This window comes from Coprococcus ammoniilyticus (genome assembly GCF_025567345.1).
Taxonomy (GTDB): domain Bacteria; phylum Bacillota; class Clostridia; order Lachnospirales; family Lachnospiraceae; genus Coprococcus; species Coprococcus ammoniilyticus.
Map to the genome: position 1 here is coordinate 226,230 of NZ_JAOQJS010000001.1, position 15,714 is coordinate 241,943.

Genomic DNA, 15,714 nt, shown 5'->3' on the forward strand with positions numbered 1-15,714 from the left:
CCTTTATGTGTTTAATCATATTTGTAAATGAATGATCGTCATCTAAACACCTGAACTTTTGATGTTTCCTTTACCGCACAGGTTCTGTAACCGGAATATAGATCCCATCCGTCTGATATTCGACTCCGATCATATTCAGACCGGTTTCCACCATCTGCGTAATATCCCGGATCACCTGCCCGTCGATCTTCTCGCCCGGTGTTATAACTGCAATTCCAGGTGGATATGCATATACATAATCTGCCGCTATGCTTCCTTCCGCCTCTGCCAGCTTCTCTCCGCTGCTATCCAGTCTCCACGCTGCTCCCGGCGTCATAACCTGCTCCGGCAGATGAAACCCTGTACTACATAAAACGGCATTCTCCATATCCGGTAGCACCGACATGGAATCTGCATGGTTCATCTGATCTGCATTTCTTCCTGCTTTATCCGCTGCTTCTGTCAGCTCCGAATCTATATGTTTCAATATCTCATAGAGATGCTCAAATGCCTTTTTCTTATCTGCAAATGAGGTCATCAGGATCACATGATGCGTTCCTGCCATCTCAACCACCTGCTGATATTCCGCCGCTAATACATGCGCAAGCCACGGTCCTGTAGCCGGAATGTCGTTCCGGCTGTCCGTTCCCGGTTCTGCCGGGTGCACACCTGATACAGTAAATACAAGCTTACCTTTATCATAAGCATAACATGTCTGCTTCGGTTGTAACAGTCTGATATGCCTCAGTTCCTTACATTTTTTTCGAAAATGCTTTAGTCGTTTTCTATATGCATCAAATACTTCCGGATGATTCCCCGCATATACGACTGCTTTCTCCATGCTCTGTGTGAACAGATAAGAGGGTGATGATGTCTGAAAAATATGCAAATACCGCTCCACCTTCGGAACCAGCTCCTTTCGGTTCACATGAAGAAGTGCTGTCTGTGTCAGTGAAGGAAGCGTCTTATGTGTACTCTGTATGACCAGATCTGCTCCTGCTGCGACCGCTGACAGATTTCGTTTCGGCATAAACGGGAGATGTGCTCCATGTGCCTCATCTACGATCAATGGAATATTATATGGCTCAAGCACATTTTTAATCCCACAGATATCTGATATCACGCCCTCGTACGTTGGGGATGTGATAACAACCACAGCCGGCAGCCTGTCCGTTTTTTTTAGTTCATTTAATGCCTGTTCCATCTGTTCCGGTGTGATATCTGCAAATATATCCGTTCCCGGCAGCAACTCCGGTACGACATATTCCGGCTTCAGATTCAGAAGACTGACTGCATGGCAAACCGATTTGTGACAATTCCGTCCCATCAACACAGATGCCCCCTCCGGTGCACAGGCATACAGGGCTGTCAGGATGCCTCCGGTGGCTCCATTTACCATCATATAGGTTTTCTCCGTACCATAAAACCGCTGCATCTGCTCCAGACTGTCCTTCATGAACAGCTCCGGTTCATGAAGATCGTCCAGCCCTTCTGCTTCCGTAAAATCCCGGAGAAACATATTTTCCCAGAAATCATCTTTAAATACATCCTGCCTTTTATGTCCCGGCATATGCCATGGGTAATAATCCCCTTTCCTGTATCTGTCCAGATATTGATTAATATATTCTTTCAAGCTGATCTCTCCTGTTCTATAAGAAGAAAGACCGGAGAATCTTATCTGCAAAAAATCCCTGTTCTCTGCAAATAAAACCATCCAGTCTCCATCCTTCATCTTTAGCTGCCAATTATATTATGTATCATTTCCAGCTGACTGCGAAGTGCTTCTACATCGATCTGCCCCGGTGCAGAAGGGATTCCCGCAGTTGCGAATGAGATACAATTTCCGTACATTTCTCCGGTCGTTCTTGTGGATACGCCAAGCTCACCCATCGAAATAACGATCAATGGTGTCTGATTTCCAGATTCCTGAAGCTCCTTTGCAGCCTGCATCATATCAACAACCTGCGAGCCATCTTCCGGCATCATTGCAATCTTTGCAATATCTGTTCCGGTATTGATCATATCTTTAAACCGGTTTACGATCTGCTCCATCGGTAGCGTAGTCTTAAAATCATGATTCGATACAATAACCTTTACGCCATGTGCATGTGCTGTCTCGATCACTTCCGTCACGAATGGAATATCATAGAAATATTCTACATCGATCAGATCCGCATATCCGCTTTTGATCACATGCAGAAGCATTTCCCGGTACTGATCCGGTGTAATATCATGACTGCCGCCTTCACTTCTGGTACGAAATGTGAAAATGATCGGGAACTCAGATAACTTATCCTGAATCTTTTCCAGCGTCTTTGTTAATATATCCATATCCAGACAGTCCTCAAAGCAGTCTGCCCGGAATTCTACCAGATCTGTCTTAGATCTTTTGATCGTACGGATCTGCGCATCTACATCATAGTCTGTCGGTGCAACCATCGGTACGCAGATCTTAGTTGCACCCTCACCGATCCTTACCCTTTTCACTTCTACTACATTCATATTATCTGTGCTCCCGGAATTCTTTTCTCCTGCTATTTCTGTATATCAATGACCTGATCATTTACAAGCTCATCTGCTATGGCTGTTATATCTGCCTTTACTTCTTCGCCTTCTCCGTCTGCCCATACATTGACATTTACAACCAGGTAATCCTTGTCGTTGACAGGATAGAAGTAATAATAATCACGGGTATTTGTTCCGTAAACTTCTGAATTTATTACATAGCAGTCCAGCGTCTGGCCATTTGCACCTGTAACCTGCTCCATCTTCTCATCAACTACTTTGCCATCTTCTCCAAGATAATCAAAATATGCTTTAAAGTTCTCGCATTCTTTTTCTTTATCACAATCCGGTGTCAGTGTGTAGTATACATTGTACTTATCATTGTAAATATCAACTTCAGAATCATCTGCATATCCACGGTCATAGCCGGACGGATCCTTGATCGCGATCGTATAGCTGTTGCCTGACATCTTGATGCCGGAATAGTCCTGATCATCAATATCAGCACTGTCTACGACCATCTCAGAATCATCCTCAATGTCTGAGATATCTCCAAGATCAATATCAGAAGATGTCAGATCTCCAAGACTGATATCATCCTTTATATCTGCTGATGAACCAAGTGCCTTTTTCCATGCAGATACGATCTTTTCCAGATTGTCTGTGTTCATATTATTCTGCATGTAATCATCTGTCATTTCTGTATAATCGATCACATTCTTGGAAGAATCCGGTGCCTTAATCTCAGCACCAAGATCACCTAATTTAATCTCACCGCTCAGATCTGCATATACGGTAGAATCACCGTTTGTTACCTTCAGGGAATCTATAGCAACTGTATAGGACTTTCCTTTGTTGATGTCCTTCAGGCTTCCTGTCAGATCATAAGCAAATACAGGCTGTTCTGCTGCAGAAACTGTCATATGGCTCTCAAATGCATTTGTTGATTTTACAAATGAACTGTTCTGTGTAAGAGTTGCGGTCGTTTCTCCATTTACAACAACTGTCTCTTCCAGCTTCTTTGTATATGAACCCTTGCCATTCTCACTCTTGTCACTGATCGTAACAGATGCAAGTTCTTCTTCATCCTTTGTAACAGAAAGCACTGCATAGATATCATCAGCCGGACTGTCTGTACCCATAAAGTCAACTGCCAGTGAAGCCTCCGCATTAAGTACAGTAAACTTGTAATCCATACCCAGTTTAACAACTTCATTATGCTTTACATATACATTTAATACAAAATCTCTTGAGAACAGCATACCATAATAGGTTGGTACATAATTAAATATCTGTGCAAGATCTGATCTTGTTATGTCAGCAGACTCAAGCTGCTCATCTGTTATAAATTCAGATGCATATGCATTCAGATAATTGCATAATGCAGTAACATATGCCTTTACATCTGCAGTTGGGAGTGTAACTGTATACTGTTTACAGGAAACAGAATCTCCATTGTGGTTCTCTACTGTTACATTTCCGACCTTATCAAAAGAAATTGCTTTCTTAAGCTTTTCATTTGCAGGAGTCATATATTTCTCATACAGCTCTTTCACTTTATTCTGTGTATCTGTATCAAGATCAGATGTGTCAAGTGCATCCATCATAGATGCCAGATCCATTTTAAACACATCATTGTATAATTCCGGCAATTCAAAATAGATCACCCGGTCAACACAATACACACTTGCGGATAATGCCTGATCTGCGATTGAAAGAGTACCATTCAGATTCATATTATATGAATTGTCACTCTGCTTCTCAAATGCACCATTCAGATCCAGATTAGATCCTGCGATACCATCCATCTGATAGATACTATTGACTGTCATATCGACATCAAAATCCATCTTGTCATCACTGAATTCTGAAATACCGGTTGCTTCCTCCACCGGAGATTTATCTACCGTATCAGTAATTGTTTTCTTGATCGAACTCTTGATCACTTCTTCCGGTGTTTTTCTTACAAGGAAGAATACAACAGCAACAATTGCAGCAACTAATACCACTGCGATAAGTGAGATCAATGCGATCTTGCCGCCTTTTTTCTTCTTTGGTGCAGGAACCTGATATGGAACCTGATCTCCATATGCATTCATTTCCGGCTGTACATAACCGCCATTGCCTGCATCTGCATTATAGTCTGCATAGCCACCCATATTCGGATCCGCATTATAACTGCCATATGCATTTCCATTTGGATCTGCGTTGTAACCGCCATATGCATTCCCATTTGGATCTGCGTTGTAATTGGCATATTCCCCATTATTCGGAGCTGCCTGATAACCGTCTGGATTTTCTGGAAATCCCTGATTCATATTATTTTCGTCCATTTGTCTTTCCTTTCATAATAAATATGTTACAGAAATCAGCTTTCTGTTTATATTTGCCTTAAGCCCTGACAAATCTTACATTAGTAGATATCTCCGGATTTGTCAAAGCATTTGCCTGATTTTAATTTACTTTTAATACCTCTATATTCCTTTAATCCTCATCAGACAAGCCAATCTGCCCGATCAGGCTCTTCGGAACATACGCCTCCACGAAAATGCCATCCTCCAGATATTCTTCTGTGATCATTTCGCCATATTTCCGGATAAGCCCCGGTTTTCCCGCTTCCTGATAGGAAAATGTATGGCGGATATAGGTTTTCTGCTCCCGGAGAACTTCTTCGATCACCGACAACAGCTCCGGTATACCTGCTCCGGTTCTTGCCGACATATAAACCATACGATCCGCTCTCAAATCCTTGATTGATGACTGATCGGCATCCTCCGGCAGCTTATCGATCTTGTTAAATACCGTGATTACCGGTCGGCCTTTCTCCTCATCAATATTCAACTGTCTGAGCGTTGTATATACTGTAGCAACATGATCATCCCAGTTCGGATCCGATGCATCCACCACATGAAGGATCACATCACTGTATCTGGCTTCTTCCAGTGTTGACTTGAATGCCTCTACCAGATGATGCGGAAGTTTTCGGATGAATCCGACTGTATCCGTAAATAACACCTGCTGCCCCGCCGGAAGCTCCGCATTCCTTGTTGCAGGATCCAGTGTTGCAAATAGCTTATCTTCCTCCAACACTCCGGCATCCGTCAGTTTGTTCAGCAGAGTGGATTTTCCTGCATTCGTATATCCTACGATGCTGATAACCGGGATTCCGGTCCGGCTTCTCTGCTTTCGCTGCTCCGTCCGTCGGTTTTCCACCTGCCGCAGATCCGCTTTCAGCTTGGATATACGGTCTCTGATCACTCTTCGGTCGATCTCCAGCTTTTTCTCACCAGGTCCTCTGGTTCCGATTCCACCACCCAGACGTGACAGGGAATCCCTCATTCCGACCAGTCTGGTCGCACGGAACTTCAACTGTGCAAGCTCGACCTGCAGCTTGCCTTCATAACTGCCTGCATGTGCCGCAAATATATCAAGGATGACCATTGTACGATCCATAACCTTGATCTCCAATGCATCCTGCAGATTCATCAACTGTGCCGGCGACAGCTCATCGTCACACACCACTCCGGTCGCATCATACATTGCGATCATGCTCCGAAGCTCTTCTACCTTTCCTCTTCCAAGATACAGGTCACTGGCTGCCCGGTCCCTGCTCTGGATCAGACGTCCAACCGACTGTGCTCCTGCTGTCTTTAACAGCTCCTCCAGTTCGTCCAGCGACTTTTCTGTTTCAGAAACCTCCACACCATCCATCGCTGCAGCAAACAGGATAACCCGTTCCTCTGTTTCCGCCAGAACCTCGTAGCCGGATTTCTGTTCATTTTCTGACTTAATCTCCAATTATGCTTCTCTCCTTTATATCAGGATATCTTCAACTATTGTTTATTCCAGTTCGATCCATATTGTATAACTTTCGGATCGGTTGCCTGCCGCATCTTCTGCGTAACAGGATATCTCATAGCTTCCCGGTATATCCTCCACCCTGGAAAGATCTATAACAAGCTCTGCATCCTCTGTTGTATCCTTCTCTGGTGTCCATCTGTATTGGATGATCTGTTTCTCATTGTCATAAGCAGTAATATTTCTGGCGATCAGGTCTGCCAGTTCTTCTTTATCTCCATGATATCCGGCCAGATATAACCGGTCTGGCAGCATCGTAATAACCGGAGCTTCTGTATCAACAACCCGGATAAATATATCCCGCTCTATTTTCTTTCCATTGTCATAGAAAGAATACGCTAACTTATATTCCCCCGGTATCTGATTATCCACTGTACCATCTACCATAAGCCGGTCTGTTACATTCTGTCTGTCCGATGAAAATGCCATGACCCCTGTTCTGCTGTCAAATGGTTCACCAATCTTGATCGTATGATCCTCTGCGCCATAGATCGCTGCCGTTCCTTCATACGGGCTGTCATCTGCCGTATCTGTCGGATCCCATCCGGTTTCAGACACATCTGCAAATGTATATGGCTGCTGCGGTCTGCCAAGCGGTCCCGGATAGTCACTGTTAAACAGATAAACCTGTGTTCCCGGCAGACAGTTCTCATAGATCCACTTGACATCTGCCACACATAACCGGATACAGCCAAGGGATGCACCCTCACCAAGCTTGTTATATTCCCATGTTTCCAGCTTATCATGTTTATTTTCTGTATATGGCACAGAATGGAAATAAATTCCTCCATGGATCTGATATGCATATTGTCCATATACATTTCCCTGCAGGAACGCCCATTCCAGACGCTTCTCTGTCGTCGTAAACAATCCGACCGGTGTTGTATCATCCAATGAGATCGAGCACCGCATTGCTCTTACCGGCACTGTATAATGTCCCTCATCATCCAGACTGTATACCGTTACGATATTCAGTGTCCGGTTGATCCTGATCGCATAAGGCATCCCGTTATCATCCAGCCGCAGACCGTTATATTCCTGTTTCTGCGGAAGCTCTGCAACTTCAAGGATCTCTGCCTCTCTTGTCAGATGAAGTACCTCCTGCAAGGTCTCTGTTTCCTGCCCGGTTCCATCCTCCGGTGTTGCCTCTTTATATATGGATATCTTTCTTCTGCTTGTTTCTCCTGCTCTTGTAACAGCCATCACTCCGATACCCACCAGTACCAAAATGTAGACTGCAAAAAATAAAAATCCTTTTTTCTTCATATGTGACCAGACCTTCCAGTTATTTTATTCTAGCATATAACTATTTTATCAAATCTAAATTTATCTTACATATCCGGTTACCCGGTTTTGCTGCGCATTCATTTTCCTGTATCAGAAATCATTTTCTTCCACAAACCGTCATTTTCACTAAATTACCTCAATCATTTTCTCCATACCTTTTTGCCGTATAAGCTATTTACACTTTTACAAAAATGTATATAATTCTATAAAGCAGAAAGGAGGATGCAGCAATTTTAAATGCTGCCGTTTATATATATGAAAGATTTAACCGAAGGAAAACCAATAAAAGTAATCTGGCTCTACGCTCTTCCAATGATCCTGGGTCAGATCGCACAGCAGCTTTATAACTTCTGTGACTCCGCTATCGTCGGAAACTGTATCAATCCGGAAGCACTTGCCGCAGTTGGAGCGACCAGTGTTATTTCCAACACCCTGATCGGCTTCTTAAACAGTGCCACTCTGGGTCTGTCCATACCGATTGCCCGATATTTTGGTGCGCAGGATAAGAAAAATATGAGAAAATGCATCGGTGTTTCTGCCATTCTCACACTTGTCTCCGCCATTGTACTTACCATCGTAGGATTACTGTTTATCTATGACCTTTTGGTGCTTCTTGATACACCTGAGAAAATTATACATATGGCTGACAACTACGTCAAATATATTTTAGCCGGACTGATCTTCTCCGCTGTTTATAATTTTGGCGCAAATCTGCTGCGTGCTGTCGGTGACAGCAAAACACCGCTTATCTTCCTGAGCATATCCGTTGTATTAAATATCGGTCTGGATCTGCTGTTCATTCAGGTCTTCCAGTCAGGCGTTGCTGGTGCTGCCATCGCAACTGTCATCTCGCAGGCAGTCGCAGGAATTGCATGTTTTATCTATATATTTACAAAGTGTCGTTTTCTGATTCCGGAAAAAGACGAATTCCATGTTGCCCGTGCAGATTTTAATGATCTGGTACAGTCCGCTCTGGCTATGGGCTTCATGAGCTGCATCGTTAATTTCGGTACTGTCACCTTACAGAGTTCGATCAATAAATTAGGAACAAATATCATTACCGCACATACGGCTGCCAGAAAGATCTTCGACATTCTGGATGTCGTTCTCTATATCATCGGAAATGCAGTTACAACATTTGTCAGCCAGAATCTGGGTGCAAAGCGGATCGACCGTGTAAAAACAGGTGTCCGTGCCGGCATCATTATCAATACGATCGCAACCACGATCATCATTCTGATCGGATTCCCTGCTTCCCCGCTTCTGATCCGGCTGATCGCAGGAACAAATGACCCGGCAGTCATCGATCCGGCAGTTATGTATATAAGGATCAGCGTCTGCTGCTTCTATGTCCTTGGACCTTTATTTGTTCTCCGCTGTGCAATGCAGGGTATGGGAAGAAAGATCGTACCGGTTCTTTCCAGTACCATGGAAATGGTAGGAAAAATCCTTGCTGTTCTGTTCCTTGCTCCTGCACTTGGCTATCTCGGTGTTGCGATCACAGAACCGATCATCTGGGCAGCCTGCACGCTCATGCTTACGATCATGTACCTGTCCAATCCTCCGGAGAAAATGTTTGCTTCTATTTCAAGATCTTCTTCAGCATATGAACACGATTAAATGGGAATGAGAAATAATATCCGTCTGCAAAATCATCTGTCATCGCCATGAATTCTCTGGCGATCTGGACACCACAGGCTTCTCCTTCTTCCCGGCTCATATCTTCCCGGTATCGTTCTATGACCGTATCCGGTATCTCAATACCGGTCATTTCATTTTTCATAAATACCGCATTTTTACGGCTGACAAGGGGCATCAATCCAACCAGGATCGTTGCCCCGGTTTCTTTTTTCATCTGCCTTATAACATCTGCCTGCTCGGCTGAAAAGATCGGCTGTGTCATAAAGAAGGTCGCTCCCGCTGCCATTTTTCTTCTGATCCGTTCTGTTTCTGCCTTGGTATTCATCCGGTTGTGATTGATCGCCCCGCCATAGGTAACCGGATGGCCGGTAAATGTATCACTGTTCATCTCCTGAACAATCTTCATCATTCCAACCGAATCAAAGTTAAATACACTCTTTGTTGTCTGACGGAACAGTATCGGAACCGGATCCCCTGTCAGCAAAAGGAAGTTCGTGATATGGTTCAGGCTCGCGCCAAGGATCGTAGAACGGATTGCAATCGCATTCTTATCCCGACAGCAGATATGCGGCATTACACATAATCCGGTCTCCAGCCTGATCTTCTCTGCCATCAATACGGAATCCGCTCTGGTTCTTCCGGATGGGGAATCCGGGAAAGTTACAACATCGACCTCTGCATTTTTTAATATATGCGCCGCATCTAATAGCTTTTCATCATTTGCATTCAATGGTGGCACCAGTTCAACTGCGATCAGTTTGTGGGCAGGCTCTTTCACACGGCGTTCCATAAATCCATATGCCGGATGCTCAGGGACAGTAATCTTCTCTGCCTCTGTTTCTGTTTTCCTAACCGGATGATCGGCTGATATGCCTGCTGCGATCCTTCGGATATACTCCGGTGTTGTACCGCAGCAGCCGCCAAAGATACCGACATCAAGAGCTGCGATCTCTTCCATCTTCTCAGTAAAATATTCTGCATTATCTGTGAATGTCAGACGATTGTTCAGATACTTCGGGTATCCGGAATTTGGAAACACCGACAGAAATGTCGTATCGTCCGGTGCGATCTTCCGGATCAGCTTCTCCATATGTCCGGGACCGACACCACAGTTTAAACCGGTACCATCAATATACGGGCAGGCATTTGCCTCTGCGATCAGACGTTTTGCAGACAGCCCTGTATTGCTGTAACCAAACTGATTCACGCTGAAATGTACCAGGATCGTACAGTCATGGTTTTCTTTCAGATATGTAACCGCCGGAAGGATCGTTTCGAGCTCCGGGAAGGTCTCAAATAACAGGATATCGATTCCTTGACTGAGCAATGTCTCTCCAATCGCAATATATTCCTGTGTCAGCCGGTCAGAATGCAGCATACCTTCGACAGGGATCGGTCCGATATCACCTGCAAGATAAATTTCCCGATCCACTTTGCCTGCTGCCATTTTTGCACACATAACCGCTGCACAGATATTCTCTTTCACTTTTTCCATATCAGCAGAAAGACTCTTTGTATTTGATGCAAATGTATTCGTCCGGACAAACTGTGCGCCGGCCTCTATATATTCTGTATGGATCCCGATAACACGCTCCGGCGCTTTTATATTAGCAAGCTCCGGAAGATTGGAAAGTCCTGCACCATTTTCTGCCCTGCTCCCATCCCCATATAACGATATATAATAAGTACCAAACGCTCCATCTGCAATGATACGTTTTGTCTGTATGTATTCCTTTAATTTCATAAAAATCTGCTTATCTCCTTGTTCGTTTCAAAATCCGACTTGCACAACATTATAAATCAAAAAATGATCTGCATGCAAGTCTGTCATTTCTGACTATCCTGCATACAGATCATTTCATTTAATCAGAACATTATGATACCTTTATCATCTGCTCTTTTTCTGCAACGTACTTCATCATCCGAAGCACATAGGATGGCATCTTTCTTTTTCCTGCCTCCCAATCCTGCACGGTACGATATGGAATCCCATAATAGTCACAGAACTTTTTACGGTTCATTCCCATACTGTCTCGAAGTTTCCGGACTTCATTTCCATATACTTCTCTCTCATCCATTCTTGTTTCCTCCTTAACCCATTTGTATTCGTCCCCAAAACCAATACAGCATCAGTTTACAAAAATACCGGTCAATTTGCAATAGTCCCTACAAAAATGTCCCGTTTTCTGTCTTATTTTACCGTTTTTTAATCGTTTCAGGAATATATTGAACCCAGACTCCCTTATCAGAGTCAGATCAACTGTCTGTTTTTTGCTTCCAGTACTGCCCCAGCTTTATCTTTTACACCTAACTTTTTATACGCCTGTGCCATATGATATTTTACATTTGCTTCCGTCATATCGAGCTGCTCTGCAACCTGTATTCTGGAATATCCTTCTGCCAGAAGTTTAATGATACGGATACCGGTTTCATTTAACCGGACCTCAGCCTTTCCTGCTTTGAGATACCCCGGATACGACTTTGCAACATTCTCCGTTTCCTTCATTACCTGTCTGTAATACTGGCGGTGTGTTTTCACCAGTTCTGCATCCTCCTCTGCCTTACCTTCGTCATCCGGAAATGCCTGTAGCAATGGATATATAGCCGCTCCTTCTCTGGATATCACCCTTACAAAATGGTACTCTTCCGCTTCTGCAAGACCTTTCTGAAGAACCACTTTCCAGTCATCATTTCCCATCCGGTACAAAGTAACCGCCATCAACAGATTACATTCTATCCGGATATAAGTACGCTTCATGACATCTGCATAATATTGCAGCTTTACTAGCAGATTATATGCCTGATCATATTTTCCACGCTGGATATATACCCGCACCTTCGTTATATATAAGAAACGCTCATAGATCGAAAATTCCACATTTTCATCTGCCGTCTGTTCCATCCATCGGTTCACTTCTGACCACTCGCCCTTGTACAATGCACACCGGATCAGAAATGCCTGTATATTCGGAAGTAGCTTTTCTGCACCTTCCTTTTCTGCTTTTTCATAAAAGCTGCGCAGAATCTCTTCTGCCTCCTGAACTTTTCCATTTATGATATGCAGCCATGCCAGGATTCCATCTGCTACAAAGCACTGCTCGATCTTGCCGCCTGCTTCTGCCTGCATCCGTCCTTTATTTGCAAGGACAGCAACCTCGTAATTGTCTTCGCCTTTTTCAAAAAAGCTCTCTGCCAATGCCAGATTGACCAACCCTTTGCCGTATTTGCCAAGAACAAATTCCACAAGCTTACCTATCTTGCCTGCCAGTTCGCGGTCTTTTTTGCTCCATTCACAGAAATCCTTGCCGCCGTTCATCATCGATGGCTGGTTGGATGTAACTGATAATTCTCCAAGCGTTGCCTGCCGGTCAAATACCAGCCGGTATGCCTGCTTCATAATATTGACCATATCCACAGAACCTCTGTGCGGCAATCCAATCTCCAGATACAGCAGATTATTTTTTGCGATTCTCCGGCTACTGCCCTGATGACTGTCTGCATATGCCTGCAGTTCCTGATACCACCGTTCACTTTCTTCCGGATTCAGCAATAGCGATTGCAGCATACTCATGCCACACATAAGCTCCGGACTTTTTTTCACGCTCTCTTCCGGCAGTGCGAGATAATATTGCTTCAATTCATAAAAATATGCGCTGTTTGGTGATTTTCTTGCATTGTCGATCAGGATAGAAAGCATCCGTTCTGTTGAACCTGCTTTCTCATACATTGTAAGTGCCTGCATTGGATCACCAGCTAACTGATAGAACAGTCCGGCATTTTCATATACATTTTTTATCTGTTCCTTTGTGTACTTTCTGTGCATCCTGCGCTGCATGGATAACCGCATATGATCTCGAAGCTTATAGATTTTTTCTCCATTTGCTCCCATCTGTTCATCTAAGAAATTACCCATCCATCTTGCATGTTCGATCAGATTTTCTGCATCATTTGTTCCTGTAATCATCTCTGCCAGACGAACCGTAAATGTATCCACGATCGATATCTTCATCAAGAATTCCTGCATACGGATATCCCACTTGTCGTATACATGAAATTCCAGATAATTCCACATCTGCTCTATTACTTTTCTGGAATATTCATCATACTCTGAATCAGTCAGTCCATTTGTATATCCCAGTTCATAATACATGGACATTGCCACGCACAATGCAAATGCCATACCTCCGGTTTCGCGTGACAGACGCTGCTTCTGGGCTTCTGTTAAAACCATCTGTGTCTGTTCCACATATTTTAATATAGCCTGCATGTCCATAATAAGCATGGTTTCATCTATGATGTAGAAGCCTTCCCGAAACCGGATCGTGGTAAGCCACGGCGGAACCGGGCATCGTCCTGACAAGATCACCCAGACATCTTCCCTCACGATCAACCGGAAAATAGCATCCTGGATTGCATCATCTTCTTCCCAGATCAACTCATGCAGATCATCGATCACTATGATCTTCCGCACCGCTCCTTCCGGAATCTGAAGTTCCTCCGGTGTTATCGTTCCTGCATGAAGCATTTTGTATTTTCTCTTTCCCAGATAGCGAGTGATCAGGGTGCTTTTTCCTGTTCCACTGACTCCATATATGTACGCGGTTACATTCTCATCATCTGCTGTCTTTAATAACCGCCACGCTTTTTTCGGTTTGATATAACAGTCTTTTTCTATTGATCTAGTTCCGTTCATAACCGCTGTCCTTTCGTTTGTTCCTTCTTCTCCGTGAATAACTGCGATTTCTCCGTTCTTCGAACTCCCGAAATCGCCTCAGGCATTCGCATTCCGGACTTTCGTCCTTCTTGCTCATGTCTGTTTGCCCGGCAAATAATTACACAGCTTCGCCTGCTAGCAGGCATGCTGTCATTTGCATATTTCTTCTTCGTGAATATCTGCGATTTCTCCGTTCTTCGAACTCCCGAAATCGCCACAGGCATTCGCATTCCGGACTTTCGCCCTTCATGCTCATGTCTGTTTGCCCGGCAAATAATTACACAGCTTCGCCTGCTAGCAGGCATGCTGTGTAATTGCTTGCCGGGGTTATTCACTCATTATATCACTTGTTTTAGTAGACTGTACACTGGACAAACGGCTAGTGTTGCACGCTTTTTTATAATTTTTAATTCTTTCTAACAAAACACTTGCTTTTTTCAGGAGAAATATTTATACTAATACAGGTGTTGGGAACCATACATTTGAGTATGGATTTTCTTTCGGCGCGTGGCTCAGCTTGGTAGAGCGCTTCGTTCGGGACGAAGAGGTCGCAGGTTCAAATCCTGTCGCGCCGATTTTTTTGTGCTCTTTTTTACGCACAGTTATAAAACAATCCGTTTTTCCGAATCTTAAAAATGGAAGAACACATTACCCATTATTACGCAAGACGTTTGCACTCTATTCTAACGCAACGGTGCTAAGTTCCCCGCCTTTGGCGGCTCACTAAGAACCGGCGTTAGAATGGGGATTGTTTCTTTCTTACTCCCTTTAACATAAATATCATGACTTCCCCCATGCGCTCAAAAACAAACCCTCCTGCCTCAAGTTGTCTAATTAAATCCGATCTTTTCACCCAGTATTATCCCTCCTTATCCGGCTCCACGATCTATCTTGCAAATAAACAGACCCAGATGGTCGGAAGAAATTATCTGGATGATGTACGAAAAGCATTGCTGCGAATCGCACAATAAAACAGCACCCTATAAGCATGATACCCTTCAAGCAGTCAATGAAAATAACCAATGTCTGCTCAAAAACGTATCACTGCCCACAAAGTGCCTGAAATAATACATCTTCTACTGCTTCTTCACATTCGCCACAAATCTCAGGATCTTCTCCCGGTCTTTGCCGATTCCGGTGTCGTTCTCCACACCGGAGCTGGTGTCTGCACCATCCACATGAGTTGCGGCAAATGCCTCTGCCACATTGTCAGGATTTAAACCTCCGGCAAGAAGGGCAAACTTCTCATCGTGCGGAATATCGGAGAGCACAGACCAATTAAAGGTCTTCCCGCTGCCCGGTGTCTGTGCATCAAAGATATATCCTTTTACTATGTCCGCCTGATGATATCTCTCATAAGAAGACAGATCATGTACATTAAATGCTTTGATAACAGGAATATGGATCTCCTGCAGCAGTTCCTCGCTGATATCCCCATGAATCTGGATCATCTGGATTCCGGCAGCTTCGATCTCCCGGATCTGATCGAGCGTCGGTTCTACCGTTACCGCTACGGATGTGACCGCAGGGTTCAATTTTTTTATAAGGGAAGATGCTTCTTCTACTGTGATATTCCGCTTGCTTTTCGGAAAGAACATCACCATTCCCATAAAATCCACGCCGGCTTCATTTACATATTCAACTTCCTGTTCTTCTGTGATTCCACAGATTTTTACCAGACTCATAGCTTCTCCATTCTGTCATTTATATGTACGACCTCTTTATCATAG

The 15,714-nt window shown here is 44.0% G+C and carries 10 protein-coding genes and 1 tRNA gene; 2 read left to right on the forward strand and 9 right to left on the reverse strand.

Annotated elements, in window-relative coordinates:
• Nucleotides 1–70: 70 nt before the first annotated feature.
• From OCV60_RS00945 to OCV60_RS00965, 5 genes are all read right to left on the reverse strand, one after another.
• Entirely contained in the window at nt 71–1,693 is a 1,623-nt protein-coding gene (locus OCV60_RS00945) for an aminotransferase class I/II-fold pyridoxal phosphate-dependent enzyme (RefSeq protein ID WP_021944360.1), read from the reverse strand.
• 20 nt (nt 1,694–1,713) lie between these two features.
• The gene (aroD, locus tag OCV60_RS00950) at nt 1,714–2,481 is read right to left on the reverse strand and encodes a type I 3-dehydroquinate dehydratase (protein ID WP_021944359.1); all 768 of its coding nucleotides are present in this window, start codon (nt 2,479–2,481) and stop codon (nt 1,714–1,716) included.
• Between the two features lie 32 nt (nt 2,482–2,513).
• Nucleotides 2,514–4,817, reverse strand: coding sequence for a hypothetical protein (locus OCV60_RS00955; RefSeq protein WP_262529049.1), 2,304 nt, complete (start codon nt 4,815–4,817; stop codon nt 2,514–2,516).
• 151 nt (nt 4,818–4,968) lie between these two features.
• A complete protein-coding gene (gene hflX / locus OCV60_RS00960) occupies nt 4,969–6,195 on the reverse strand; it encodes a GTPase HflX (RefSeq protein ID WP_117784741.1) in 1,227 nt (408 codons plus the stop codon).
• 129 nt (nt 6,196–6,324) lie between these two features.
• The gene (locus tag OCV60_RS00965) at nt 6,325–7,608 is read right to left on the reverse strand and encodes a L,D-transpeptidase family protein (RefSeq protein ID WP_117784629.1); all 1,284 of its coding nucleotides are present in this window, start codon (nt 7,606–7,608) and stop codon (nt 6,325–6,327) included.
• Nucleotides 7,609–7,884: 276 nt separating this feature from the next.
• Between OCV60_RS00965 and OCV60_RS00970 the strand changes: the two genes are divergently transcribed.
• A complete protein-coding gene (locus OCV60_RS00970; protein ID WP_173789096.1) occupies nt 7,885–9,249 on the forward strand; it encodes an MATE family efflux transporter in 1,365 nt (454 codons plus the stop codon).
• Here the strand turns inward: OCV60_RS00970 and OCV60_RS00975 are convergent.
• The 3 genes from OCV60_RS00975 to OCV60_RS00985 form a co-directional block, all read right to left on the reverse strand.
• Nucleotides 9,212–11,014: a bifunctional homocysteine S-methyltransferase/methylenetetrahydrofolate reductase gene (locus OCV60_RS00975; protein ID WP_021944354.1), complete on the reverse strand. Its 1,803-nt coding sequence runs from the start codon at nt 11,012–11,014 to the stop codon at nt 9,212–9,214. The genes OCV60_RS00970 and OCV60_RS00975 overlap by 38 nt on opposite strands.
• A 130-nt stretch (nt 11,015–11,144) precedes the next feature.
• Nucleotides 11,145–11,348 carry a helix-turn-helix domain-containing protein gene (locus tag OCV60_RS00980; RefSeq protein ID WP_021944353.1) on the reverse strand — a complete coding sequence of 68 codons (204 nt, stop codon included), beginning with the start codon at nt 11,346–11,348 and terminating at the stop codon, nt 11,145–11,147.
• A gap of 173 nt (nt 11,349–11,521) precedes the next feature.
• Nucleotides 11,522–13,963, reverse strand: a complete 2,442-nt coding sequence (locus OCV60_RS00985; protein ID WP_021944352.1) for a winged helix-turn-helix domain-containing protein — start codon at nt 13,961–13,963, stop codon at nt 11,522–11,524.
• 522 nt (nt 13,964–14,485) lie between these two features.
• On the opposite strand from OCV60_RS00985, the gene OCV60_RS00990 reads away from it, so the two are divergent.
• Nucleotides 14,486–14,559: transfer RNA gene (locus OCV60_RS00990), tRNA-Pro, on the forward strand.
• A 501-nt stretch (nt 14,560–15,060) separates the two neighbouring features.
• On the opposite strand, the gene OCV60_RS00995 is transcribed toward OCV60_RS00990, so the two are convergent.
• A complete protein-coding gene (locus OCV60_RS00995) occupies nt 15,061–15,669 on the reverse strand; it encodes a phosphoribosylanthranilate isomerase (RefSeq protein WP_021944351.1) in 609 nt (202 codons plus the stop codon).
• Nucleotides 15,670–15,714 lie beyond the last annotated feature (45 nt).

Coding starts and splice junctions, on each gene's coding strand:
- hflX (WP_117784741.1), bottom strand. CDS start 6,195: ATGGATGGTGTGGAGGTTTCTGAAACAGAAAAGTCGCTGGACGAACTG.
- OCV60_RS00945 (WP_021944360.1), bottom strand. CDS start 1,693: ATGGTTTTATTTGCAGAGAACAGGGATTTTTTGCAGATAAGATTCTCC.
- OCV60_RS00955 (WP_262529049.1), bottom strand. CDS start 4,817: ATGGACGAAAATAATATGAATCAGGGATTTCCAGAAAATCCAGACGGT.
- OCV60_RS00985 (WP_021944352.1), bottom strand. CDS start 13,963: ATGAACGGAACTAGATCAATAGAAAAAGACTGTTATATCAAACCGAAA.
- OCV60_RS00965 (WP_117784629.1), bottom strand. CDS start 7,608: ATGAAGAAAAAAGGATTTTTATTTTTTGCAGTCTACATTTTGGTACTG.
- OCV60_RS00995 (WP_021944351.1), bottom strand. CDS start 15,669: ATGAGTCTGGTAAAAATCTGTGGAATCACAGAAGAACAGGAAGTTGAA.
- OCV60_RS00970 (WP_173789096.1), top strand. CDS start 7,885: ATGAAAGATTTAACCGAAGGAAAACCAATAAAAGTAATCTGGCTCTAC.
- OCV60_RS00975 (WP_021944354.1), bottom strand. CDS start 11,014: ATGAAATTAAAGGAATACATACAGACAAAACGTATCATTGCAGATGGA.
- OCV60_RS00980 (WP_021944353.1), bottom strand. CDS start 11,348: ATGGATGAGAGAGAAGTATATGGAAATGAAGTCCGGAAACTTCGAGAC.
- aroD (WP_021944359.1), bottom strand. CDS start 2,481: ATGAATGTAGTAGAAGTGAAAAGGGTAAGGATCGGTGAGGGTGCAACT.